General features: G+C 43.6%; 18 protein-coding genes. 15 read left to right on the forward strand and 3 right to left on the reverse strand.

From position 1 onward, the window contains the following. Window positions 1-112 precede the first annotated feature (112 nt). From SWH54_04175 to SWH54_04185, 3 genes are all read right to left on the reverse strand, one after another. Entirely contained in the window at window positions 113-553 is a 441-nt protein-coding gene (locus SWH54_04175; protein ID MDY6790449.1) for an MFS transporter, read from the reverse strand. Window positions 554-681: 128 nt separating this feature from the next. Next, complete coding sequence (locus tag SWH54_04180) at window positions 682-2,100, reverse strand: CoA-binding protein (GenBank protein MDY6790450.1); 1,419 nt, start codon at window positions 2,098-2,100, stop codon at window positions 682-684. Between the two features lie 5 nt (window positions 2,101-2,105). Next, the gene (locus SWH54_04185) at window positions 2,106-2,894 is read right to left on the reverse strand and encodes an IclR family transcriptional regulator (protein ID MDY6790451.1); all 789 of its coding nucleotides are present in this window, start codon (window positions 2,892-2,894) and stop codon (window positions 2,106-2,108) included. Between the two features lie 398 nt (window positions 2,895-3,292). Between SWH54_04185 and SWH54_04190 the strand changes: the two genes are divergently transcribed. From SWH54_04190 to SWH54_04260, 15 genes are all read left to right on the forward strand, one after another. Next, complete coding sequence (locus SWH54_04190) at window positions 3,293-4,759, forward strand: sigma 54-interacting transcriptional regulator (GenBank protein MDY6790452.1); 1,467 nt, start codon at window positions 3,293-3,295, stop codon at window positions 4,757-4,759. Window positions 4,760-5,209: 450 nt separating this feature from the next. Then, entirely contained in the window at window positions 5,210-6,283 is a 1,074-nt protein-coding gene (locus SWH54_04195; GenBank protein MDY6790453.1) for a TRAP transporter substrate-binding protein, read from the forward strand. Between the two features lie 149 nt (window positions 6,284-6,432). Then, window positions 6,433-6,954 carry a TRAP transporter small permease gene (locus SWH54_04200; GenBank protein MDY6790454.1) on the forward strand — a complete coding sequence of 174 codons (522 nt, stop codon included), beginning with the start codon at window positions 6,433-6,435 and terminating at the stop codon, window positions 6,952-6,954. Between the two features lie 39 nt (window positions 6,955-6,993). Continuing rightward, entirely contained in the window at window positions 6,994-8,280 is a 1,287-nt protein-coding gene (locus SWH54_04205) for a TRAP transporter large permease (protein ID MDY6790455.1), read from the forward strand. An 87-nt stretch (window positions 8,281-8,367) separates the two neighbouring features. Then, a complete protein-coding gene (locus SWH54_04210; GenBank protein MDY6790456.1) occupies window positions 8,368-9,498 on the forward strand; it encodes a hypothetical protein in 1,131 nt (376 codons plus the stop codon). Window positions 9,499-9,511: 13 nt separating this feature from the next. Continuing rightward, a complete protein-coding gene (locus tag SWH54_04215; GenBank protein ID MDY6790457.1) occupies window positions 9,512-10,633 on the forward strand; it encodes a hypothetical protein in 1,122 nt (373 codons plus the stop codon). A 63-nt stretch (window positions 10,634-10,696) separates the two neighbouring features. Then, a complete protein-coding gene (locus tag SWH54_04220) occupies window positions 10,697-11,839 on the forward strand; it encodes a 2-hydroxyacyl-CoA dehydratase family protein (protein MDY6790458.1) in 1,143 nt (380 codons plus the stop codon). Further along, complete coding sequence (locus SWH54_04225; protein ID MDY6790459.1) at window positions 11,839-13,098, forward strand: 2-hydroxyacyl-CoA dehydratase family protein; 1,260 nt, start codon at window positions 11,839-11,841, stop codon at window positions 13,096-13,098. The genes SWH54_04220 and SWH54_04225 overlap by 1 nt, the downstream gene beginning before the upstream one ends. A gap of 598 nt (window positions 13,099-13,696) precedes the next feature. Beyond that, complete coding sequence (locus SWH54_04230; GenBank protein MDY6790460.1) at window positions 13,697-15,154, forward strand: 3-oxoacyl-[acyl-carrier-protein] synthase III C-terminal domain-containing protein; 1,458 nt, start codon at window positions 13,697-13,699, stop codon at window positions 15,152-15,154. Window position 15,155: 1 nt separating this feature from the next. Further along, the gene (locus tag SWH54_04235) at window positions 15,156-16,361 is read left to right on the forward strand and encodes an acetyl-CoA acetyltransferase (protein MDY6790461.1); all 1,206 of its coding nucleotides are present in this window, start codon (window positions 15,156-15,158) and stop codon (window positions 16,359-16,361) included. Window positions 16,362-16,518: 157 nt separating this feature from the next. Next, entirely contained in the window at window positions 16,519-17,301 is a 783-nt protein-coding gene (locus SWH54_04240) for an enoyl-CoA hydratase-related protein (GenBank protein MDY6790462.1), read from the forward strand. 318 nt (window positions 17,302-17,619) lie between these two features. Continuing rightward, window positions 17,620-18,771, forward strand: a complete 1,152-nt coding sequence (locus tag SWH54_04245) for a 3-hydroxyacyl-CoA dehydrogenase NAD-binding domain-containing protein (GenBank protein ID MDY6790463.1) — start codon at window positions 17,620-17,622, stop codon at window positions 18,769-18,771. Window positions 18,772-18,897: 126 nt separating this feature from the next. Then, window positions 18,898-19,755: a 3-hydroxyacyl-CoA dehydrogenase family protein gene (locus SWH54_04250; protein ID MDY6790464.1), complete on the forward strand. Its 858-nt coding sequence runs from the start codon at window positions 18,898-18,900 to the stop codon at window positions 19,753-19,755. Between the two features lie 613 nt (window positions 19,756-20,368). Continuing rightward, a complete protein-coding gene (locus SWH54_04255; protein ID MDY6790465.1) occupies window positions 20,369-21,550 on the forward strand; it encodes an AMP-binding protein in 1,182 nt (393 codons plus the stop codon). A 191-nt stretch (window positions 21,551-21,741) separates the two neighbouring features. Continuing rightward, window positions 21,742-22,893 (forward strand): acyl-CoA dehydrogenase family protein, encoded by a 1,152-nt coding sequence (locus SWH54_04260; protein MDY6790466.1) that lies wholly within the window; start codon window positions 21,742-21,744, stop codon window positions 22,891-22,893. Window positions 22,894-22,900: the final 7 nt, after the last annotated feature.

Raw genomic sequence — 22,900 nt, forward strand, 5'->3', positions numbered from 1 at the left:
GGTAGCCAAGATTTGATTTACTACTGGCTGCCATCATTTTGAACGGTAGTAATTTAATGAACGAACATAACCAACCGGCTGGCTCGTAAAACCATGACTTTTCGTTCAGGCACTAACTAAACCACTTTGTAACTGTTGAAACAGGAACAACAAAAGCGGCACCCATTCCGATACCAACCAGGATACCAAAATATGTATAAAGATGCCACGGCGTATTTATACCAAAACTTAAACCGTAGCCGAGCGCAACAAACAGGGCGCTGATTGCTATAATGAATCGCGGTCCATACCTGTCGGCTAACCGTCCCGTGATAATGGAAAATATTCCGTGAATTACCATGTAAACAAAAACAACTCCGGTTGTTATTGCTCTACTCCAGCCAAGACTCATCGACACAGGCTTCACAAATACTCCAAAGGAATAATATGTGCCATAAAGGATGAATACCAGTAAGAAGCCCGTTATCACCACGATCCAGCTCTGGATAATACTATTTCTATCCGCTTCTTCAATAGCGGCGTGGCTGAAGTGATTTCTATCTGTGATAGGCATCTGTGTTTCCTTGCTCTATTATTTATATATCCTGATCATCTCAAAGCTGCGAATAACTCCAAAGCCGCCCGCATGACAAGGCGCGAGGAGGGCGAATAGCCAGCCTATTTAACCGACGAGCAACGCAGTCATGCGGGATGAATCGGCTCAATAAAATGTGAAGTTATTTTTGAGCAAGCCCTCAGGGTGTAGCTTCGCAACATGGACAGGGCCTGGACGCTCTCAACCGGATCGTTGAAAACCGGGAAGGAATTGATTGCTTTTAACTGATCGATATGGCGCCTTTCCGCAAAAAAGCTGAGCCCTATCGGTTTTTTTGCCGCATAACTTATCTTTTTGAAAAGATCCAGCAACTTATCCGGCGTAGCGATCTCTTCTCCAAGCATTTTGGACATTTCCGGCCCATACGCAAAAGACAGCGCCATACCGTCGATATCATCCAAAGCCAGACATTGTTCCAGAGCAAAGATTAAAGCCTCAATACTGTGAATATCACCAAAATCCATCGGATTTGACATGCGGATTACGCCGCCGCGGCGAAAGCTTTCTATCTTTCGAATAAGTGTTTCCGGGAGCGCCGGACACTTAAAACCATACTTATCGCATGCGTCTCCCAGGATGACCGAGAAGCCTCCAGAAAGAGATATGGCCACCAGACGGTCACCTTTAAGCGGTGGCAGGCGAAGCGCCTTTGCACAGACCGTCATTTCGTGAATGCTTTGTACTTGAATGATTCCTGCCTGCTTAATGGCGCCTCTTACAACACGATCATCGTTTGACAGCGCTGCCGTATGTGATTTGGCAACTTCAGATGCCGTACGGCTTACATTTGATTTAAGCATAACGATCGGTTTTGAGGATCTTTTGGCTATACGCATTAATCTCCTGCCGTTATCAATACTCTCCAGATATAGATGGATTTGCTCAGTATCTTCGTCATCAATCAGATACTTAATGAGGTCTATCTCATCCATGTCCAGTTTGTTGCCGGCACTGATGACCTTTGCAAAACCGATATGTTCGTCTGAAAAATAGTGAGCGGTTTGGTTGGCGACACCGCCGCTTTGAACGATCAGGCTTACAGGGCCTTTTTTGAAATTATGCGTATTTATCGGATTAAAAGGCGTGCAAAGCCCGGATTCCGTGTTGATAACCCCAATGCAGTTGGGACCGATAAAACGGATATTGTGTCGCTTTGCTGTTTGGAGAAGATCTTTTTCAACAGAATTGTTTGTTTCCTGAAATTCCCGATATCCACCGGTGGAGATAACCGCATGGCGGATGCTCTTGCGGCCACAGATATTCAGTGTTTTTGCAACCTGATTGGCCGGAACAAGAATCACGGCAAGATCAATACTTTTAGGTAAAACCTCTGGATCGGTGATAATATCCCTGCTGCACACCGTTCCCCGGTTTTTTCCTACAGGATAAATCTTACCTTCGAACCCCATTTCCAGGCAATTGGAAACGATGTTTTTTGCCAGGTTTTGCGGTTGACTGCTCACTCCGAAAACCACTATACTTGAAGGATAAAAGAACTGTCTCATCTTTATCAAATTGTTCCGGTTGTCTTATTAAACCCCAACCTGTCTGATATTCTTTTTGCCGCCTTTACAGCCATTTTACCGAATTTAGCCTTATCTTTCGATCTGAAAGTGAATATAGGGGCTGCAATGCCGATACAACCCACCAGTTCACCGCGAAAGCTAAAGATAGGCGCGGCGATTCTGCGAACGCCCATTCTCAGCTCCTGGTTTTCAAAGGCATAACCATCTTTTTGAACCAGTGGCAGGTTATCTTCCAATTCGCTCAAATTGGTAATAGTATGCTCTGTTACAGCCGGAAGACCAATTTTATTCAGAACGTTTCTTCTTTTCACGGAATCCATATGTGCCAGATAAACCTTGCCGACGCCAACGGCATGGAAATACGGATAAACGCTTCCCACCCGTGAATACAAATTAACCCCTTCGCTTCCCTCGATTCGTTCCAGCAGGATGAGCTGGTCACGATCAAGGGTGGACAGCTCAATGGTTTTTCTTGTTTTTTGAGAGAGATCTTCCATAAATGGCCAAGCTACGGAGCGAAGGTTGATTTTATCTTGCATCTGGTTACTTAGGTATAAAAGTTTCATACCCAGCCGGTAATGGCCCCTTTGTTCAGCCCTGTCCAGGATTCCCCTGTCGCACAGCGTGTTCAGAATCCTGACAAGAGATTGCCGTGGGATTCGGACTTTGCCCATTATTTCAGAGAGGGTAAGGTCTCTCTCACTGACAGCCATAAGCTCGATTACATCCAACGCCCGTTCGACTGCAGGGGCTTTTTTTTGGTTGACTTTCATAATATTATACCATATATGAGAAATGAAATACCTAATATGGTATATTGCAGGGAGGTGTCAAGGGAAAAAAGAAGGAGATTGTCTCGATATTGGTGAACCTCTGGCTGATAATCAAGTATTTCCTGCTACTTTTAAGTTTCTTGTTTTACATTGAAATTAAAAAGGTTTGTTAAATGGATGGCGGTGCCAGTGTAATTTAGCCCTTATAGGGCTTTATGCAAGCCACCGGCTTGGCCGGTTGACTTATAACAAAAACAAACAGTTGTGAAATTTCAGTTGAATGGTAGCACTCGAACATATGAAAATTTTGCTTCCAAATAGTAAAAATATACATTTATAAAAAGAGAGAAATTAAAGTTCTAAAACGCTTGTAGCGGAATTTAAGAGGAGGAGCTGAAATGACAAACAATTACAGAGATTTTGGCGAGTCTTCAGTGGTCGATAACCAGCGCAAACTATCACAATTTGACAATATCACAGAGGAACTCATTCTAACAGCAATCGATAACATCTATGACAGCGTTATTCTCATAAACACTGACGGAATCATTCAGTTCATGAGCAAAAATTATGAGGATAGATTTATGACATCAAGGAAAAAGGCTATTGGACAGCACATTACTACACTCATTCCAGATGCCCGCCTTCCTAGAGTCTTAGAAACCGGGAAAGCGGAGATAGATTTTGCTGCTAAAATAAACGGCAGATTTCGGATTATCTCCCGGATTCCTTTGAAAAGGAAGGGGCAGGTAATCGGTGCGCTCGGGAAAGTGATGTTTTGGAAAAGAGAGAAGATTTTGGATTTCTATAACTATTGGAAGGTGTCTCAGCCCAAGGCAGAAAGGCATTCCCTTTATGATTTTTCTTCGTATGATATTGAATTAGCTGACATAATTGGTAAATCAGCTGAAATTAAACGTTCCAAATCTGTAGCTGCTCTGGCGGCCCAAAACGATTGCAGCGTCTTGATAGAGGGTGAGTCCGGCACCGGTAAAGAATTATTTGCTAAGGCTATTCATCGGATAAGCCGCCGAAGGGAAAATGCCTTTGTCTGCGTCAACTGCGCAAGCATACCCCACGAACTTTTCGAATCCGAACTTTTTGGATATAAGCCAGGAGCCTTTACAGGCGCTTCTATGAAGGGAAAAATCGGAAAGTTTGAGGCAGCTCACAAGGGCACGATTTTCCTCGATGAGATCGGCGACCTGGATCTGAGTATTCAGTCAAAACTATTACGAACGCTTCAGGAAAAGGAAATTGAGAAGATCGGCACCCGGCATCCGATAAAGATAGATTTCAGGGTAATCTGTGCCACGAACCAAAAGATCAAACAGCAGGTTCAAAAAGGATTATTTAGGTTAGACCTTTACCACCGAATAAACGAGTTTGAGATCGAACTTCCTCCACTGCGTACCATCAAAGAGGACATTCCTCTTCTTGTCGACTATTTCATGAATATCCTGAGGGAGGAGGCCCGGAACAAGAGAAATGTGATCTCGGTATCTAAAGATGTCTCATGCATGCTGCAGAATTATGACTGGAAGGGCAACATTCGGGAACTTAAAAATGTCATTCAGAGAGCGTTTGTTTTCTGCATGGGCTCTCAAATCGAAATAGAGGATCTTCCTCCAAACTTTATTAAAACTGTTTCGGACTCTGTTTCGAATAAATTTTCCTCCAAGAAGCCGATTCTTTCACTAAAGTGTGTTACTGAACTGGCCGAAAAGCAGGCGATCATCGATACTTTAAGGCTTACCGGAAACAACAAGGTAAAGGCCGCAAGGTTATTAGATATTCACCGTACAAGTCTCTATCAGAAGTTAAAAAAATATGGTCTTGACAAACCAGAGCCTACCCGGAATTAAAGTCGTTCAGCCATTTGGTGAAATGCTCCTGCTGGTGTCGTGAAAAATCGACATGTATTAGATTGGCAGCAGCTCTCCTGTAAAATCGATTTTTCTTATTAAACTATGTAGTTATAGAAACAGTTAAAAACCATCTGTGGAATTTTATCTACATTTTACGTTGGTATTGAATTTCTTTCTTCACAGCTTTCAAACAGCCGTATTATTAGCATTTTCAAAAGGATGAAAGTTGATCCCCTCTTTTTCAAATCGCTGGCATTCTTCTTGCAGCATATTCTTACATTAGTTGGCTGATCTGCGAATTTGGCGACCTATTGCAGTGACCAAAAGAGATTTAAACATTTTAAGTATAGGCGTTGGCATTTGGTATGTGGAACAGTCCAATTTCAGCGTTATTAACGCAATAAACCCAAGCATTTAAACGCAGGGAAAACACCAAAAGGAGGAGAAATGATTAAACAATTTTCATGGAAAAAAATAGTTGGCTTGTTGGGCGTCCTTATTTTGGCGGTATTTGCAGGACAGATTGTTTTTAATGGAGAAGCGGTAGCTGCAGAGAAACAAAAATACAAGAAGGTAACTCTTGTCATAAACACCTGTACGGGTAGGGGAACGGACGCATATTTGTGGGGAAAGAAAATTGCTGAGTTGACCAAGAAGTATACTGACGGGAGAGTGAGAGTTAAAGTTTTTGCAAGAGGGGAAGTATACAAGACATATCATGATATATCAAAGGCCCTTTTCAGCGGGGGCAGCGATATGATGATCAATGTTCATTCAAGTTTTGTCACTGCCGGCGTTAAAAAATATGGGATCTTTGCCGTACCCGGCCTGCTTGTTCCATCGCCTGAAGAAAAATTTTTTGGTGAACGTGTTAGCCGTTTCTGGAAAGATCCTAAAGGGGGTGGTGTGCTCCGGCGTGAATGTGAGGCAAAAGGCGTGAAGCTGATCGGTGACATGGCTGAGACATTTCCCGTTGTCCTTTTTTTCAAAAAGTCTTGTAGGATGGATGAAGTTAAGGGGCTCAAACTTCGTGTGGCTGCGAGCAAGGGTTACAGGCTCGTCATGGAACATCTGGGAATTGTTGCTGTGCCGGTCCCATATGCCGATACTTATACCGGCCTGCAGCAGGGATTAATTGATGGTGCCGTTACCGGTACACAATATTATAATCACGGGAAGTGGTATGAGGTTTGTCCCTATGTAATGGAAATGCCCATCAATACAATTACACTTACGTTTGCTGCTAATTTAAAAAAATGGAACAGCCTCAGTAAGCAACTCAGAGATCTCCTTGAAAAGGTGGTAGCTCCTGAAGCCCATCAGTATGTTACCGAACTGATTGATAATAAAATGTCGACTATGAAAGGCGAATTAGAGGGAAAAGGCGTTACATTTTATAGATGGTCTGATGAGGAGAGCAAGGCACTGGATAACTGGTATCCCCAATGCTGGAACCAGTTCCGTAGCGACTATGGTGACACCCTTGTTGATGCGGCCATGCGAGCGAGGAATCTTCGTTAAGCAAGAGAAGTCGGGGGTTATCGGAAAGGGCGTGTGTATGGCTCTGAGTTGCCGGATGAATTTGATCGTCGGTCTGTCGATGACGCGATCCGGAACTGATACGGAAACCGTTTAATGTTCTTTAGCGTAGTAGCTAAAAGGGGGGAGCCTTGGAAAACCGATTTGTTTCAATTATAGACAGGTATGAAAAGTGGCTTAGAAGTATCGGAAAGGTCGTTGACACCCTATCCGCATATTTATTTTTAGCGGTCACCCTTTTTGTGGTTATTGAAGTATTCTGCCGCTACTTTTTTAAAAGCCCGCACGACTGGTCCGACATCATGGTTGTTTACACTGTTTTGTTTGTCGTCTTTCTTAACATCGGTGCGGTAGAAGAGGAGGAAAGACATATATGCCTGGATCTAGTCAATCTAAAACTCCGTGACAAATGGAAGCGCAGAACGGATATGTTCAATTGTCTGGTTTCTTTTTCGGCATGCGGTATCATGGCATATTTTGTTTTTAACAACTTTATCTATCTTGTTCGTGCCGGCGGTGGTTATGAGACAAGCATACCGATGCCGGACTGGCCACCATCTCTTGCCATGCTCATGGGTATGATAATGGGTATGATCGTGAGCCTGGGAAAACTGTTTAGACTGGTTTTAGACAGGCCGGTCGGCAAAGATTGACATGGAATAGATGCGGCAATTCAGTTAAGGAGAAAATAGATGGAATATTCTTTGGTTATAGGCATTGGTCTGATTATTGTAGCTTTTAGCACAGGAGCTCCCATGTTTGCAGCCATGACCTTGGGGACTACAGTGCTTTTTATCAGCTATGCGCAATTACCGGGTCTGAGTATGGCTCAACAGGCGATAAGTTCGATAAGCAGTTTTACCCTGGTTGCCATACCCCTTTTTATCCTGCTTGGAAATATTATGGCAAGGTCTGGCGCAGCAGCCGCCCTGTTTGATCTGGTAAGGGTTTTTCTCGGACATTTAAGGGCGGGACTGGGAATGGTGACTGTATGGGTGGCGGCGTTGTTTGGCACCATGTGTGGTTCCGGGGTGGCCACGGCTGTGGCTGTAAGCAGCATTGTGGTTCCGGAAATGACAAAATCAGGTTATAAACGGGAGGAATGCGCTGCAATTTGCGGGGCTTCGGGACCGCTGGGTCTGCTTATTCCGCCAAGCGTGGGTGCCATCATTCTGGCGGAGATTCTTGAAGTGCCGGTTGGAAAGGTCTTTGCAGCTGGTGTTTTTCCCGGTATTTTGACCGCAGCTTTGCTCTCCATTGTCTGCTACATCAAGAATCGTAACAACCTCGATATTAAGATTGAACGTGAGCATACATGGAAGGAACGGAGAGTCGCGATTTGGCGGTCCTTACCGACCCTGCTGATCCCAATGTCCCTTTTTGGTGTGATATACGGCGGAATAGCGACACCCACTGAGGCAGCCGGAACATCCTGCGTCATAGCCCTTATTGTTGGGTTCCTGTTCTATGGCAAGATCAAATGGAAGGACATGAAGGATATCGCTCGCAGCTCTCTGATTTCCACAACGTCTATTTACTGCATCGTATTCGGTGCCGTTATTTTCGGGCGTTCACTCGCCTATATGGAAATTCCTCAAAACATAGCAATGCTCACAATGGAGTTGGCGCTCAGTCCTCTCACTTTCATGTTTTTCTTTTTGGTAATATTTTTTCTGTTGGGCATGATTTTTGATGCCTTTGCTCTCATGTATGTCTGCCTGCCGCCACTGGTGTCAACCTTTAGCCATTTCGGTTTTGATCCGGTATTTATTGCCATCCTTTTTATTCAAATCGTGATTGTTGGCCAGTTAACTCCGCCGGTGTGCATAACACTGTATGCCGCTGCTTCCGGTGCGGGAGCCCAATCAAGTTCCACGATAAGGGCGGCGTTGCCCTACCTGATCGCTGCAATAATCAGTTGTATACTGGTTTTAATTTTGCCCCGGATAGCGCTTTTTTTGCCGGGTTTGTTAAAATGAATTAAAGGAATGGACTACTATGGGAGTGGACGCCTCGGGTATTTGAAATGTGGAAGGAGTTGAATAAACATTAATGGAGGAACTCACATGACTGAAAAATGGAGACTAATCGAACTTGAGGCTGAGTCCGTGGCACATTTGAACATGTCTGTACGGCCGGCAATCACAAGAACGGTGAGTGAGGGAAAAGCCGGGAGCACGCTGGTTATAGCGACATTTGAGAAAAAATGCGTTGGGATTTCCTACTACAACGATGCCTTTAAAGATGTAGACATTAAGGCAGCCCGAAAACTGGGAATATCGTTCAAAAGGGGCGCAATAGGCGGAGGAGGGTCGCTTTATATAGACACCGGCATGATGTTTTGTCTCCTATACCTTGATCGAAAAAGCCGCCTGGTGCCGCAGTCTGACGAATTGATCATTATGAAAGTGATGGCCGGAGTTGCTGACGAATTCAGTAATGCCTTTAAAGTCCCGATCAGGTTTCGTCCCTTGAACGATGGTGAGATTTGGGATTTTAAAAATAAAATGTGGAAGAAGTTAATTCCATCCAGCATTGTCGGTATGGGGGATGCCATCATAGTCGCCGTGGCGATACAGGTAACACCAAGCGATGTCGATATCGCACAGAAAGTGATCACGCCTCCCAGTGAAAAGTTTACCGACAAACAGGTCAAAAGCGTTTCTGAGCGTATCGGTAGTTTTGAAACCGCCATGGAAAAAGCACCTTCAATGGATGAATTGGGGAAAGCCGTCCGTTCGGCTGTGGAAAATAGTTTTAATGTTGCGTTTTATCCAGGTGAACTTACACCGCTTGAGAAAGTCTATAGTGAAGAATCGCTTCGACTTTATGATAATGATAAATGGCTTTATAATAGATCTGAATTAAAATTTGGAGATATTGGAACGGAAGAGTGCATCGGAGAAAAGATCATTAAGGTGCCGGGCGGCCCCTTGCTGAGGGTAACTTTGGTGCGCCATGGTGATCTCCTGAGGGACATCCTGTTCACCGGCAGCCTTCATGCTTCACCTAATGATGCTTTTAAAATGTTGGAAGATCTTTTAGGGGGCATCAAGCTAAGCGGAGAGAATATCAGAGACATAGTGGAAGAATTTTACCAAAGAGATATTAAGACACCCATGATTACAAAGGAGATAGTATGTGAAGCGATTTTGATGGCGGCTGAGAACAGTCGAAAAGTGGCTAACCAATTATAAAGGAGAAATTGAAATGGAAGAAAAATGGCGGTTTCTTGAGATGGATGTACCAAGTTATGTTGATATGAGCGTTACCCTAAGACCGGCTATAGCGAAGGCCAAGAGCGAGGGTAAGACAGCAAACACAGTTGTTATTTGCAGAATGAAAGAGAAAAGCCTGGGGATTTCCTATTATAGTGATTCCATGAAAGATGTTGACATAAAGACGGCTGAAAAAATGGGGATTGATGTGAAACGACTGGGTTTATCCGGCGGCGGGTCGGTTTTCATAGACGATAGTTGTCCTCTCTGCCTTGTTTATGTCGACAGAAACGATCCAAATTTGATTCAGCCTGACGAATTGCTGATGATGAAATTTTTATCAGGTATTGCGGATCAAATGAGCAAAGCTTTTGAGGTTCCGATCAGGTTTCGTCCCCTGAACGATGGTGAGATATGGGATATGGAATTGAAAAAGTGGAAGAAAATCATACCGGCCAGTATTTCCGGGATTGGGTCGGCTATTCAGATCGGAGCGGGTGTACAGATCAGGAGCACAGATGCGAAAATCGCCCAGAAGATTATTACACCGCCTGCTGAAAAGTTTGTGGATAAACAGATAAAGAACATTGAAGAGCGCATCGGAAGTCTGGAAGGTTATATGGGAGAAGCGACTCCTTCTGTGAAAGAAGTGAGCAATGTCTTGAAAGTGACGGTAGAAGAATGTTTTGGTATCAAGCTGGTGCCGGGTGAGCTGACGAATCTGGAGAAGGAATACATCGAGGAATCCAGAAAATTATATGACAATGATAACTGGCTCCACAACAGGTCCGAACGAAAGTTCGGAAAAATCGGGCCGGGAGCAAGCAAGGGCGAGGCGGTGGCAAAAGTACCAGGAGGGCCTCTGCTGCGGGTAACATTGCTTAGAAAGGGTGATCATCTGCAAGATATCCTTTTTACAGGCAGTCTTCATGCCAGCCCTGTTGATGCCTTTAAAAAAATGGAAGATTTTCTGAAAGGAATCAAACTGAACCCGAACGAAGTGAAGGCTAAAGCGAAAGAATTCTATAAGGATAGTAATATAAAAACACCGATGATTACTTATGATTTTGTCGCAAATACGATTTTCAATGCTGCAGAAAACAGCCGGCAGTAATACAATTTAGGAAAGATGGTGTGACGGGAAAATATTTAGATAGTCGGAGAGAGGAAAAAGAAAATGGAAACAATCTTGAAAAAAATTGCGGATATAACATCTGATCCATACGCCTATGTTGTCGGCATTAAGAAGGATAGCGGTAAAAAGATTATAGGCTGCTTTCCGATGTTTGTACCCGAAGAAATTATACATGCTGCAGGGATGATGCCGGTTGTAATCTGGAGGGGTAACGAGCTTGTAACCTGGGGGCATTCCCACGTGCCACCATATGACTGCGGTATTACAAGAAGTTTTGTTGATGATGCTGTTAAAGGAAGGCTCGAGTTTATGGACGGCATGGTATTTCATATCAGGCAGTGCCTGCAGGCCGGAGAATTTCCACTTATCATGGAACGAAATGTAAAGCCTGATTATCTTAAAATACTGAACTTTCCGCCTATTTATCCCGGAGCTGCCGCAGCGGAATTTACGATGCTGGAGATGGAATCCTTTAAATCATCCATTGAAAAATTTGCAGGAAAAAAGATAAATGATGATGATCTTGAAAACAGCATTAAGGTATACAATAAAAATCGTGATTTGCTTGAAAAAATTTATCAGATAAGAAGAAAAAAACCGGAAATATTAAAAGCCCGGCAAGTGATGCAGATTGTATGGTCAAGCATGATGATGCCAAAGGAAGATAATAATGATCTTCTTGAGGAACTTATTGCCGGCATGGAGAAAGCTGAAGTAAAATCGCGTCCTGAAAGTCTAAAAGTTATTCCTGTGGGATGTCTTTGCCAGACGATGCAATTCGACATTTTAGATATGATCGAAGATTTGGGAATGATTATTCCTGATGACGATCTGTTTGTCGGCTCACGTTATTTTGCAAATAAGGTCCGGCTAAACGGCAATCCGCTTGAATCGCTTGTTGGTCGCTATTTGAAAAAAACTCCTCTTTGTCCTACAAAGGGGATCTGGGATATTCACTGGGGAGATGAGGCGATAAAAAAAATGAAGGCCAATAACGCTAAAGGCATTATCAGCGTCCTTGTAAAATATTGTCCCCCCCATTCATGTTATTACCCTGATTTTAAGAGTAAAATGGAAAGCGAGGGCGTGCCGGAAATCATGATACAGATAGAACATGAGATAATTTCGCTTGAAAGCGTGAAAACAAGGTTGCAATCATTTGCCGAAATACTGGGGGGTGTATAATGAATAGTCATTACAAGGTAAACCGTCTTGAAACTACTAATGAAATAAGACCTTTGGTGGATAAGCACTGGTCTGACTTGAGAGCAGCCAAGGAGAGAGGAGAACAGGTGGCGTGGGCATCCGGCCCGTCGTTTATCTTCGCTTATGCCATGGGAATGAAATGCCATTTCATGGCAGGTTACGCTGCTTACTGCGGTGGAATCGGGGCAGGTGAAGAAGTGCTGAGAGTGGCGGAGTTGGCCGGGGATCTCCCTGAATCATGCTCATATCACAGGTTGCACATGGGCATGGGCGAGGCGATAAAACGCGAAATTCCCATAAACCCACAAGCGATTCTTCCAATGCCCGACTTGATGGTAATAGGCCGTCTATGTCCTGAGATGTCTCATTATGCGGAGGGGCTTTACCGGCGCTTCGGCGTTCGCGTGTTGCCTATTGACATGCCTGTTGTTTTTGACAGAAAAGATATGGCCAGGATCAGGAATTTTGTTTACAAACAGTTTCAAGAAACGGTTATACCGACATTTGAAGAGGTTTGCGGAAAACCTTTTGATTATGACAGGATGAGTGAAATTTTGAAAGTGCTGAAAGAGGTTGCCACTTTAAGAAATCAATGCTGGGAATATTTTAAAACCAAACCCACGACTTGGACCCTGTGGGATTACGGCGTAAGCATAGCGCCGGTCTTTTATCTTATGGGAAATCCCGTTGGCGTTGAATATTATAAAAAACTGCTCAAAGAGCTTTCTGAAAGAAAGAAAAAAGGCATTCCGGCTATAGGCCCGGACGGTGAAAAATACCGGTTATACTGGGACGGCTGGCTGCCGTGGGCATTTTTAGGAAAATTTATGCGAAAGTTTACACCATATGGAGCTGTTTGCCTTTGCGGCAAATACCCCTGGGAATTTTTCCCCCATCCGGAACTTATCGATCCCGAGCATCCTGTAGAGACATGGACGGATCTATATTATGGAGAAGAGAGCCATCTTATGTATAATTTTTCACCAAAAGGCACCATCGAATTAATCGGTGAGCTTATCGAAGATTATTCTCTTGACGGAATGGTTATGTTCTCTTCCAAAACGTGCCGGGTCATGAACCTTTCTCACCATGAAATTATCGATGTTCTGGAAAAAAAATATGGTGTTCCGGGAGTTATCATAGAAGGTGACATGATTGATTCGTCGATGATTTCAGATTCACAGATAGAGACAAGACTTGAAGCTCTTTATGAAATGATAGATTCGAGACGAATGTAGACACAACGACTGAACTGTGATTGAGATAAACCCCCGGGCTATGCATGGGGACTCCCGGAGTTTGATATTTCCGGGGATATAAGAAAACCTCCTCAGATGTGAAACGGTTAAGGCATAAAGCGATGAAAAGATTTTCAGGGAACCGGAAAGGCAAAAAGAGTGTAAAGTAATGGAAGCACATTTTATGCCTGATCATGTTCATGTGTAGTTATGCAAATAATATTTATGGCGGTTATAGTCCACCATGCCGAAAACACCGGGTGAGCGTGTAGAAAAGTTCAAAAAGATAAGACTTTCTAATGTCACCGATGAAACATGGTTATTAAAATAGCTTTTGATGCCAAGTTTTTCTTCCCAATACTTTTTTTCATTTATCTCTGACATATTGTCTGATCAATTATTTTCGATATATTTGTTACTGCTTTATCGGGTCCTGGTTCAGCGATAAAACACGGATATCGTGTTATAAATAAGCTGCAATCAGTAAAAAAATGTGTCTTACACCGATAATTTTATTGGTTTTTCAGGAGGTTACCATTTGTTATACTGGTGATTAAATAATTATAAAAGAAAGTTATTATTTAAGAGGGGGTATTTTATGGTTGGTATCCGTTCGTATGGGGCATATGTTCCACGCTATCGATTAAATAGAAAAAAAATATTTGAAGCCATGGGCTGGCTGAATTCGACAAATCTAGCTATGTCTACGGGAGAGAAAGCTGTTGCGAATTATGATGAGGATAGTATTACCATGGCTGTGGCTGCAGGTATGAACTGTATCGGCCTGATTGAAAGAAAAGATTTAGATGGTGTATATTTTGGATCTACCTCCATGCCTTTTCTGGAGAGACAGAATGCAGGTATCATAGCAACAGCCCTTGGGATGGACGAAAACGTAAGATCTGCCGATTTTTCAGGGTCTTTAAAATCCGGTACTGCTGCTCTTATTTCATCCTTAGAGGCTGTGGGTTCCGGCGGCACTAAAAATATGGTTGCATGCGCGTCCGACTGCAGACTGGGAAAGATGGGGAGCCCCCAGGAGATGCTTTTCGGCGATGCCGCGGTGGCTTTTCTGATAAGTGATGAAGATGTTGTTGCTGAATATAAAGGCTCTTTTTCTGTTACCTGTGATATCGGCGATCATGTACGGGGAAAAAACACACAGTTTGACAGACAGTGGGAGGATAGATGGATCAGAGATATGGGATATGAGAGCCTGATTCCCAAGGCGGTTAATGGACTTTTGAACAGATATGATCTTTCAGTAGATGATTTCGCAAAAATAATTTATAGCTGCTACTATAGGGCCGCAAGGAAAAAAATAAACAAAAAACTCGGTTTTGATCCTGAAAAAGTGCAGGGCATTATGATGGACGAAATCGGAGAGATGGGATCAGCTCAGTCTCTTGTAATGCTTGCCTCCGCTTTGGAGACCGCGGAACCGGGCGATAAAATTCTGGTTGTAGCTTATGGAAGCGGATGCGATGCCCTTTATTTTGAAGTTACGGAAAAGATAAAAGATCTTAAGGAACTTTGTGGGGTTTCTTATCATTTGGAAAACAGAGCCGAACTGGACAGGTACGAAAAATATTTGGCCTGGCGTCATATTATTCCAATAGATACCGGATTAAGGGGCGAAGAGGATTTGTTGACCCGCTGGTCGTTTATGTTCAGAGTCAGTAGGGCGGCGCTCGCCTTTTGCGGGAGTAAATGCAAGAAGTGCGGCACACCACAGTTCCCCCCCCAGAGGGTATGCGTCAATCCTTCATGCGGAGCAATTGATGAGATGGAGGATTATTTTTTTTCAGACAAAACCGCAAGGATTGGGAGCTTTACCGGTGACAACCTGGTGGTATCCATGAACCCCCCCCAGATATACGGCAATATTTTTATTGATGGTGGGGGGAAGGTGATGATGAATTTTACCGACTGTGACCTTGATGCACTCAAGGTGGGCTCACCTCTTTATTTTAGTTTCAGGATTAAATATTTCGATTCCAAAAGAGACTTATACAGATATTTCTGGAAAGCGATACCGATGAAGGAGGTGAAGTAAAATGGCAACAGGGATAAAAAATAAAGTCGTGATTCTGGGTATGGGCTGCAGCAAGTTCGGCGAACGATGGGACAAGGATGTCGATGATTTAATGATAGAATCGTTTCAAGAATGTATAAAGGATGCGGGTATAGAAAAAAAGGATATCGATGCCTGCTGGTATGGATTATACTTTGACGAGATAAGCGCAGGTAAATCAGGCATCCCCCTTTCCCAGGCATTGAAACTTCCCTTTATTCCGGTTACACGTGTTGAAAATAAATGCGCAACAGGAAGCGAGGCATTCAGGGGCGCATGTTACGGAGTTGCATCCGGAGCCTATGATATCTGTTTAGCCATGGGTGTCGAAAAGTTGAAGGATACCGGATTCGGGGGTCTGCCGGGGGGCTCCGTAGACGGGCAGATGGAGGTGCTTCTTGGAGCAGACAGGACCGCACCCGGCGCCTTTGCCCAGCTTGCTTCCGCATATGAAGCCGCCTTCGGTATTCCGATGAAAAAGATAAAAGAGGCCATGGCACATATATCCTGGAAGAGTCATCAGAACGGTTTTAAAAACCCCAGAGCGCATTTGAAAAATACACCTTCCATAGAGAAAATACTCAATGCGCCGATGATAGCTTATCCTTCGGGGCTTTTCGACTGTTGCGGAGTGAGTGACGGTTCTGCCGCGGCTATTGTAACTATTCCTGAAATTGCAGAAAGCATAAAGAAGAACCAGGAACTGGTTTACGTTAAATCGGTCCAGATTGCATGCAGTTCAGGTGAAGAGGGGATGTATACGGACTGGGACGGGTCAAATATAATATCTACGACCAGGGCTGTGACAAAGGCTTATGAGGAAGCAGGAATCAAGAATCCCAGGGAAGAGATAAGTATGATGGAAGTTCATGACTGTTTTTCCATAACCGAGCTTGTCACTATGGAAGATCTGCAAATATCTTCCAGGGGCAAGGCTGTAGATGATGTGTTAAACGGCTTTTATGATCTGGACGGTACCATACCCTGCCAACCGGACGGAGGGCTGAAATGTTTCGGCCATCCCATAGGGGCATCAGGAATAAGGATGCTTTATGAGATGTACAGCCAGCTTTTGGGAAGATGGCCTGAAGATCGTAGAGTCAAAGATCCTAAGTTTGGTCTTACCCATAATCTGGGAGGATTTCCAAACAGAAATGTCGTTAGTGTCTCTATAATCGGAAAAAAATAAACGGGGCGTATAATGTGAGCGCGTATCTTCAGGTAGCGAGAAAGGGCGAAAAATATTTTGACCTGTGCGGACATGATTGGACACAACCTGAGGAACTAACGGCTAAAATCTCAAAGCAGCATTGGTTGTTGGGGAAGTCGTGAATAAGGAGAACAAAATGAAATTTGAAACAATCATATATGAAATAAAAGATAATATCGGGTGGATTGCTTTAAACAGGCCTGAAGTACTTAATGCTAAAAATGAAATTTTAAGGAGAGAACTGAGCACTGCGGCTGACATGGCCGGGAGAGATGATGAAGTTCATGTTATTGTTATTACAGGCACAGGGGAAAAAGCCTTTTGCGCAGGCGCAGATATTAATATGTTTACAGAGTGGAACACGGCTGATGCTATTGCGAGTATAAAAAGTGAAAAACGGGAAGTCCAAAATGTAAGGGAATTGATCAAACCTGTAATAGCCATGGTAAACGGACTTGCCCTTGGGGGAGGGTGTGAACTGGCCTTGGCCTGCGATATTATAGTCGCTTCGGAAAAGGCGCGTTTCGGGCTGCCTGAAGTAAGTGTCGGGGTGATACCGGGTGGGGGAGGAACCCAGGTTCTGCCCAGACTGGTGGGAGAGAAAAAAGCAAAAGAGCTTATCCTGACGGGAGATTTAATTTCTGCCGAGGAAGCGCTGAGTTTAGGTATGATTAACAAGGTAGTTTCCCATGACCAGTTGAGGGATGCGGTTGAGAAGATAGCCAGGAAAATAAGGGCCAAATCTCCGGTAATATTAGAGCTGGCAAAGATTGCGGTGAATAAATCTCTGGATACCCCCTTGTCGGCAGGTGTTGAGAGTGAAAAAGAACTTTTTGCCATGTGCTTCGGCACAGATGACCAGAAAGAAGGCGCAAGGGCTTTTCTGGAAAAAAGGAAACCGGATTATAAAGGAAAATAGAAAATATATATAATCAGAAATTTACAAACTCATTATGAGGTTAACTTAAGGCATAGGGCAATTATATTTAAAAGTGTCTGAAACTCGCGTATTAGTAAGCGTAAAGAAAGAACTTGGATCAATCCTTTCATATAAAACAAGCTTACGACGGCATTTTCCGACTCATAGAAAACATTATTTAAATTGTCGTTCTTTCTTAACGCTTACTAATACGCTCAAACAGTCAGCCATTTTAAATCTAATCACCCTATACCTCAAGTTGCTTTTTGCAGTTTGTAAATTTCTGATAATTCAGAGTGCATTATTCCCGACAAGACTATGAATATTGGTGATCTAAAGACAGTTTCAGTTATTGGTGCAGGCGACATGGGGCATGGGATCGCAGAGGTAGCTCTTCTTGCTGGCTATAAAGTTTTTTTAAGAGACATTAAACAGGAGTTCGTGGACAAAGGGGCACAACGGATAAAAGACAGTCTCAAGAAGCTCCTTGCAAGGGGAAATCTGGCACAGGAGCTTTATGATACGATAGAGTCCGGTTTGCTTGCCCCTGTAATGGACATGAAAGATGCTGTAAAGGATGCCGACCTTGTAATCGAAGTTGTTCCTGAAGTAGTTGGATTAAAAAAAGATGTTTTTGCAGAGGTCGAATCTTTTGCACCGCATCATGCTATTCTCGCTTCCAATACATCTTCGATATCGATAACTGATATTGCAACAGCTACCACAAGACCTGAAAAAGTTGTTGGACTCCACTTTTTTAATCCTGTTGTGATTATGAAGCTGGTAGAGGTTATCAAGGCGGAAAAAACCTCCGAAGAAACGATGGATGTGGCATATGAGTTCTGCCTCAAGATCAACAAGATTCCGGTAAGAGCGGAAAAGGATGTTCCAGGTTTTATAGTAAACCGTATCAATGCTCCGGCCCATATACTCCGAGGCTGTTTTCTGGATGATGGAATCGTCGAGCCGGAAGAACTCGATGCGTTGATGAGAAAAGAGGGTTTTCCCATGGGACCTTGCGAACTACTTGATTTCGTGGGACTGGATGTTCACAGGCATGTATTATTATACTATGCGGAAAATCTACATTCCGATTATAAACCTTACCGTGCTTTGGATGAACTAGTTAATGCCGGAAATTATGGGAAGAAAACCGGAAAAGGATTTTACGACTGGTCAAAAGGGAGACCTGATATTGATCTTTCAAAGGCAACGGACAAGATTGATCCCCTGGATATCACTGCTGTTCAGATCAATGAAGCCACCAAGCTCGTGGAAATGGGGGTTTGTTGTCTAGAAGATATCGACGTTGCGATTTTAAATGCCGGCGGGCTCAAAGTCGGTCCTATGGAAATTGCTAAAAAGATTAATCCAGCGGAACTTACCTGTCGTTTGGAAAAACTGGACGAAAAATTCAAGAAAGAGATTTTTCAACCGACCGATACGATCAGGAAAGGTACATACCGGTAGTATAAGGCTTTAACCATCACAAATCTGAACCATGCAGTGTGTTAAGGAAGGATTCGATTTGGAAATGAACCTGTAGGGCAAACACCGGGCATGTGAACTCTTACGCATGAAGACAGGAGAGAGCGAATGAATATTGATAAGGTTTTTATTATCGGCGCGGGTTTGATGGGTAGCGGCATAGCTCAGGCTTGTGCCCAGTCCGGCATTGAGGTGATTCTTAACGACATTAACCGGAAGGCTGTAGATAATGCCCTGAAGAACATTGAGTGGTCTGTCAGCAAGTTTGTAGAGAAAGGGAAGCTTCCTGAAACTAAAAAGACTATTCTGGGCCGCATTAAAACGGCTACCGATATGTCACAGGTTGCTGAGGCCGCTTTGATCATTGAGGCCGCGTTTGAAAACCTTAAGGTTAAGCAGGAGATATTCAGGAAACTAAATGAATGCTGCGATCATGACGTTTTGTTGGCCAGCAATACCTCTACCATACCCATCACAGAACTTGCAGCCGTAACCGAACGTCCTGACAAAGTATTCGGCCTTCATTTCTTTAACCCTGTTCCAATGATGCAGGCGGTGGAGGTTATAAAGAGTGTCAGCACTTCAGAAGAAACTATGCAGGCCGGCATGGATTTAGTCAGGAAAATAGGAAAGGAACCGATACGTGTAGAAAGTGATGTGCCGGGATTTTTACTTAACCGGATTAATCTTATAAGCTATGTTGAGGCGATTCGTCTATTTGAGCAGGGTATTGGGTCTGTTGAAGATATTGACAAAGGTTTCAGGCTTGCTTTCGGAAGAAAAATGGGACCGTTTGAGACCGGCGACATGGTTGGATTAGATGTATCTTATGGTGGTTTAAGTGCGATATATGAAGAAAGCAAGGATATTCGTTATTATCCTCCGCAGTTGTTAAGACGCAAAGTAAAGGCAGGTCAGTTAGGACGTAAGACAGGAAGGGGATGGTATAAATATACTAAAAGTTGAATCCGGCAACGAAGTTGCCTTGGTCCGGTATGAGAAATCTACCCGCTTTAGCAGGTAGTGGTTTAATGCAAGAAAACCGAAGAAAAGACTTTTAACCCGAAATCGATATGACAATAAATTCGGTTAAACCTGGCTAAACCACAGCCTACCCGCAATTGAAGTTGTTCTGATATTCTAAATGATTTTGAAAAGAAATTAGGTGAAATACTCCTGCTGGTGTCGAGAAAAATCGACATGTTTTAGATTAGCAACAGTTCTCATGAAAAATCGATTTAAATAATTATATTGAGCAGTTACGAATCGGAGAAAAAACCTGTGTGGAAATATATCTACATTCCATATTGGTCACTTTGGCATTGGATTTCACCCCTTGCAACTTTCAATCAGTCATATTGTTTGAAATGACAGTGGGTTGAAAGTTAATCCCTTTTTCCCGAGCCGATGGCACTGTTCTTGCTACATATTATAATAATCATCTTGCATTTCGAATTTACAATGGCTCGCGGGTTCTTTTCCGTCAATAATCGGTCCACGGTAGCAAATGATACCGAATAAAACATATCTGTAAAGAATATAATTTCCAGGTAAGAAGATATATAGAAAGGGGGATATTATGCACTCAGAAGCAGCGTTAAAAGACAAACTTCAGGAGCAAATGTTGCGGTTGAAAAAGCTTGAATTCTTTCAAAGCAGGTTTGAACAGTGCGGGGTCGAGCCGGAGGACATAAAGGATTTTAGTGATCTTCAACAGCTGCCCTTTATGACACGGAACGATCTAGAGAAGGATTTTTTCGATCTCAAGCCCCCTTACGGCAGTTTTTTCAATTCTGAGGTCATTCGGTTCAATCTCACTCCAACATCGCGTGGGCTGTATCCTATTTACTATTCGGCAAGAGACTTAGAGACCATTGCCGCAGTTAACGCCAGTCTGATAGAGTCGGCCGGAGTGACGTCAAATGATGTGGTGGCAAATTGTATGGGGCATCATATTTTTGTGGCCGGCTTAATAATCAACGACTGTTTTCAAAAAATAGGCGCAAAGATCATACCGCTTGGTCCCGGCGAATCGGAGCGGGCAATTGGTATTATCAATCAATATCGTGTCAGCGTTCTGATTGCCAACGCTTCTTTTGCAGTTAAACTCGGCGGACTTGGTGCAGATAGTATTCGGATAGTGCTGGCCGGTGGAGAGCCGGTGCCAAAGGATCAGCTAAAAGCAGTTTTTGGAGAAGAACTTATCGTTGCTGAATCATACGGGCTGGCCGAGTGCCTGCCGGTCGCAAGAGAGTGCCGTTTTCAAAACGGATCGCATATTGCCGAGGAGTTTGTTTTTGTCGAGATCATAGATCCCGAAACGGGTAACAATCTACCATGTGGTGAAAAAGGTGAGATTGTTGTAACCCATATTGACAAAGATGCCATGCCGCTTTTGCGATACAGGACTGGCGATCTGGCTGTATTAGAAGACAAGAAATGTCCCTGCGGCAGGCATTTGTCACTGCCAAAAGGTATTTTGGGGCGTATCGATCAGATGTGCAAGGTCAAGGGGGTCAAGCTTTACCCTTCCCAGGTGAGGGTTATTACCAGAATCTTCCCGGAACTTACCGGCAAGTACCGGATAAAGATAACGAAAAAGAATGCCACTGATTACCTGCAGATCACTTTTGAAGGAGATAAAAAAATAGACACGGACGTTGTGCGAGCTGCGTTGAAGCAGGGGTTGATCATCGAACCCAACGAGTTGGAGATCGTCAATGAGCTGGAAGATGGACCGATGGTTACCGATGAGAGGTAAATAGTGATTCATATTAGGTTGAGCTGTACCGCTGATGAAAGTACCAAACATGTATTTTTAAACTTTTTATCTTGACGTCAAATACGGGTTTTGCGGCCTGACGTCATTTATTCTTAAGAGGGATTGAAAAAAGAGTTTTCTGGGTCATCAATTTTGAGCCGCAGTTGTGCATAAAAGAATGAGAGGGAAAAGTGAATTTTAGATTATCGATAGAAGAAGAGAAGTTCAGAGAGGAAGTCCGTGAATATTTTGAGAGTGATCCGGATCTTGCCGCCAAAGCAAAAAAGGAAGTAAAATCAGGACAAGGCTTTGGGCCTTCCAGCTGGGCTATATTGAGAAAAGTCGGGAAAAAAGGCTGGCTTTGCCCTACTTGGCCAAAGAAATACGGGGGGTTGGAGTTGCCATACATATATCGATACATCATCCAGGAGGAGATGCACAGCTATTTTGATATGCAAGGCACCGTAGGGGCCGGAATGGCCGGTCCGGTAATTTTGCGAAATGGATCGGAGGAACAGAAAGATAATTTTCTTATTCGCATCGCCAGAGGAGATATTGAGTTTGTTCTGGGATATACAGAACCGGAAGCAGGATCAGATCTTGCTTCCTTGACCATCACTGCGGAGGATAAAGGTGATCACTTTATTATCAACGGCCAAAAAATGTTCAACACCAGAGCTCACTGGTCCCAGTACCACTGGTTAGGGGCCCGGACCAAAGACATTAAGCCGAATCATAAGGGGATTTCGCTTTTTATTATTGATCTTAAAACGCCGGGAATCACCCTGACACCTTATTATACGGTGGGGGGGACAAGAACGAACGGTGTTTTTTATGACAATGTAAAGGTACCCATGGATGCTCTGGTGGGAGAGAAAAATCGTGGGTTTTACTACATCCTGGAAGCCTTGGCCTATGAACGAATACTGACTGTTTCAGGGCTGAAACGTGATTTCGAGGCCCTGGTCGGTTATATCAACGCCGGGGGGCTTGGAAAGAACCCAATTATAAGGCAGAAAATCGCTGAACTTGCCATAGACATCGAGGCGGCCAGACTTTTTGTTTTGAAGGTCGCATGGATGCTGGATAAAAAGATTGTTCCGAGCCACGAAGCCGCCATGCTGAAAATTCAGGTCTGCGAAACGGAACAAAGGCTTGTAAATACCGCTATGGAGGTAATCGGTCCTTATGGAATGCTGAAGGAGGGATCTATATGGTCCCAAATCAATGGAAAATTCGAGTGGCGTTACAGAGACAGCCTTGAATCATTAATCGTCCGGGGTACTTCGGAAATCATGCGAAATATTATCGCCGACAGAGGATTGGGTTTGCCCAGATCGTAATAGATGT

It is taken from the genome of Thermodesulfobacteriota bacterium (assembly GCA_034189135.1).
Classification (GTDB): domain Bacteria; phylum Desulfobacterota; class Desulfobacteria; order Desulfobacterales; family JAUWMJ01; genus JAUWMJ01.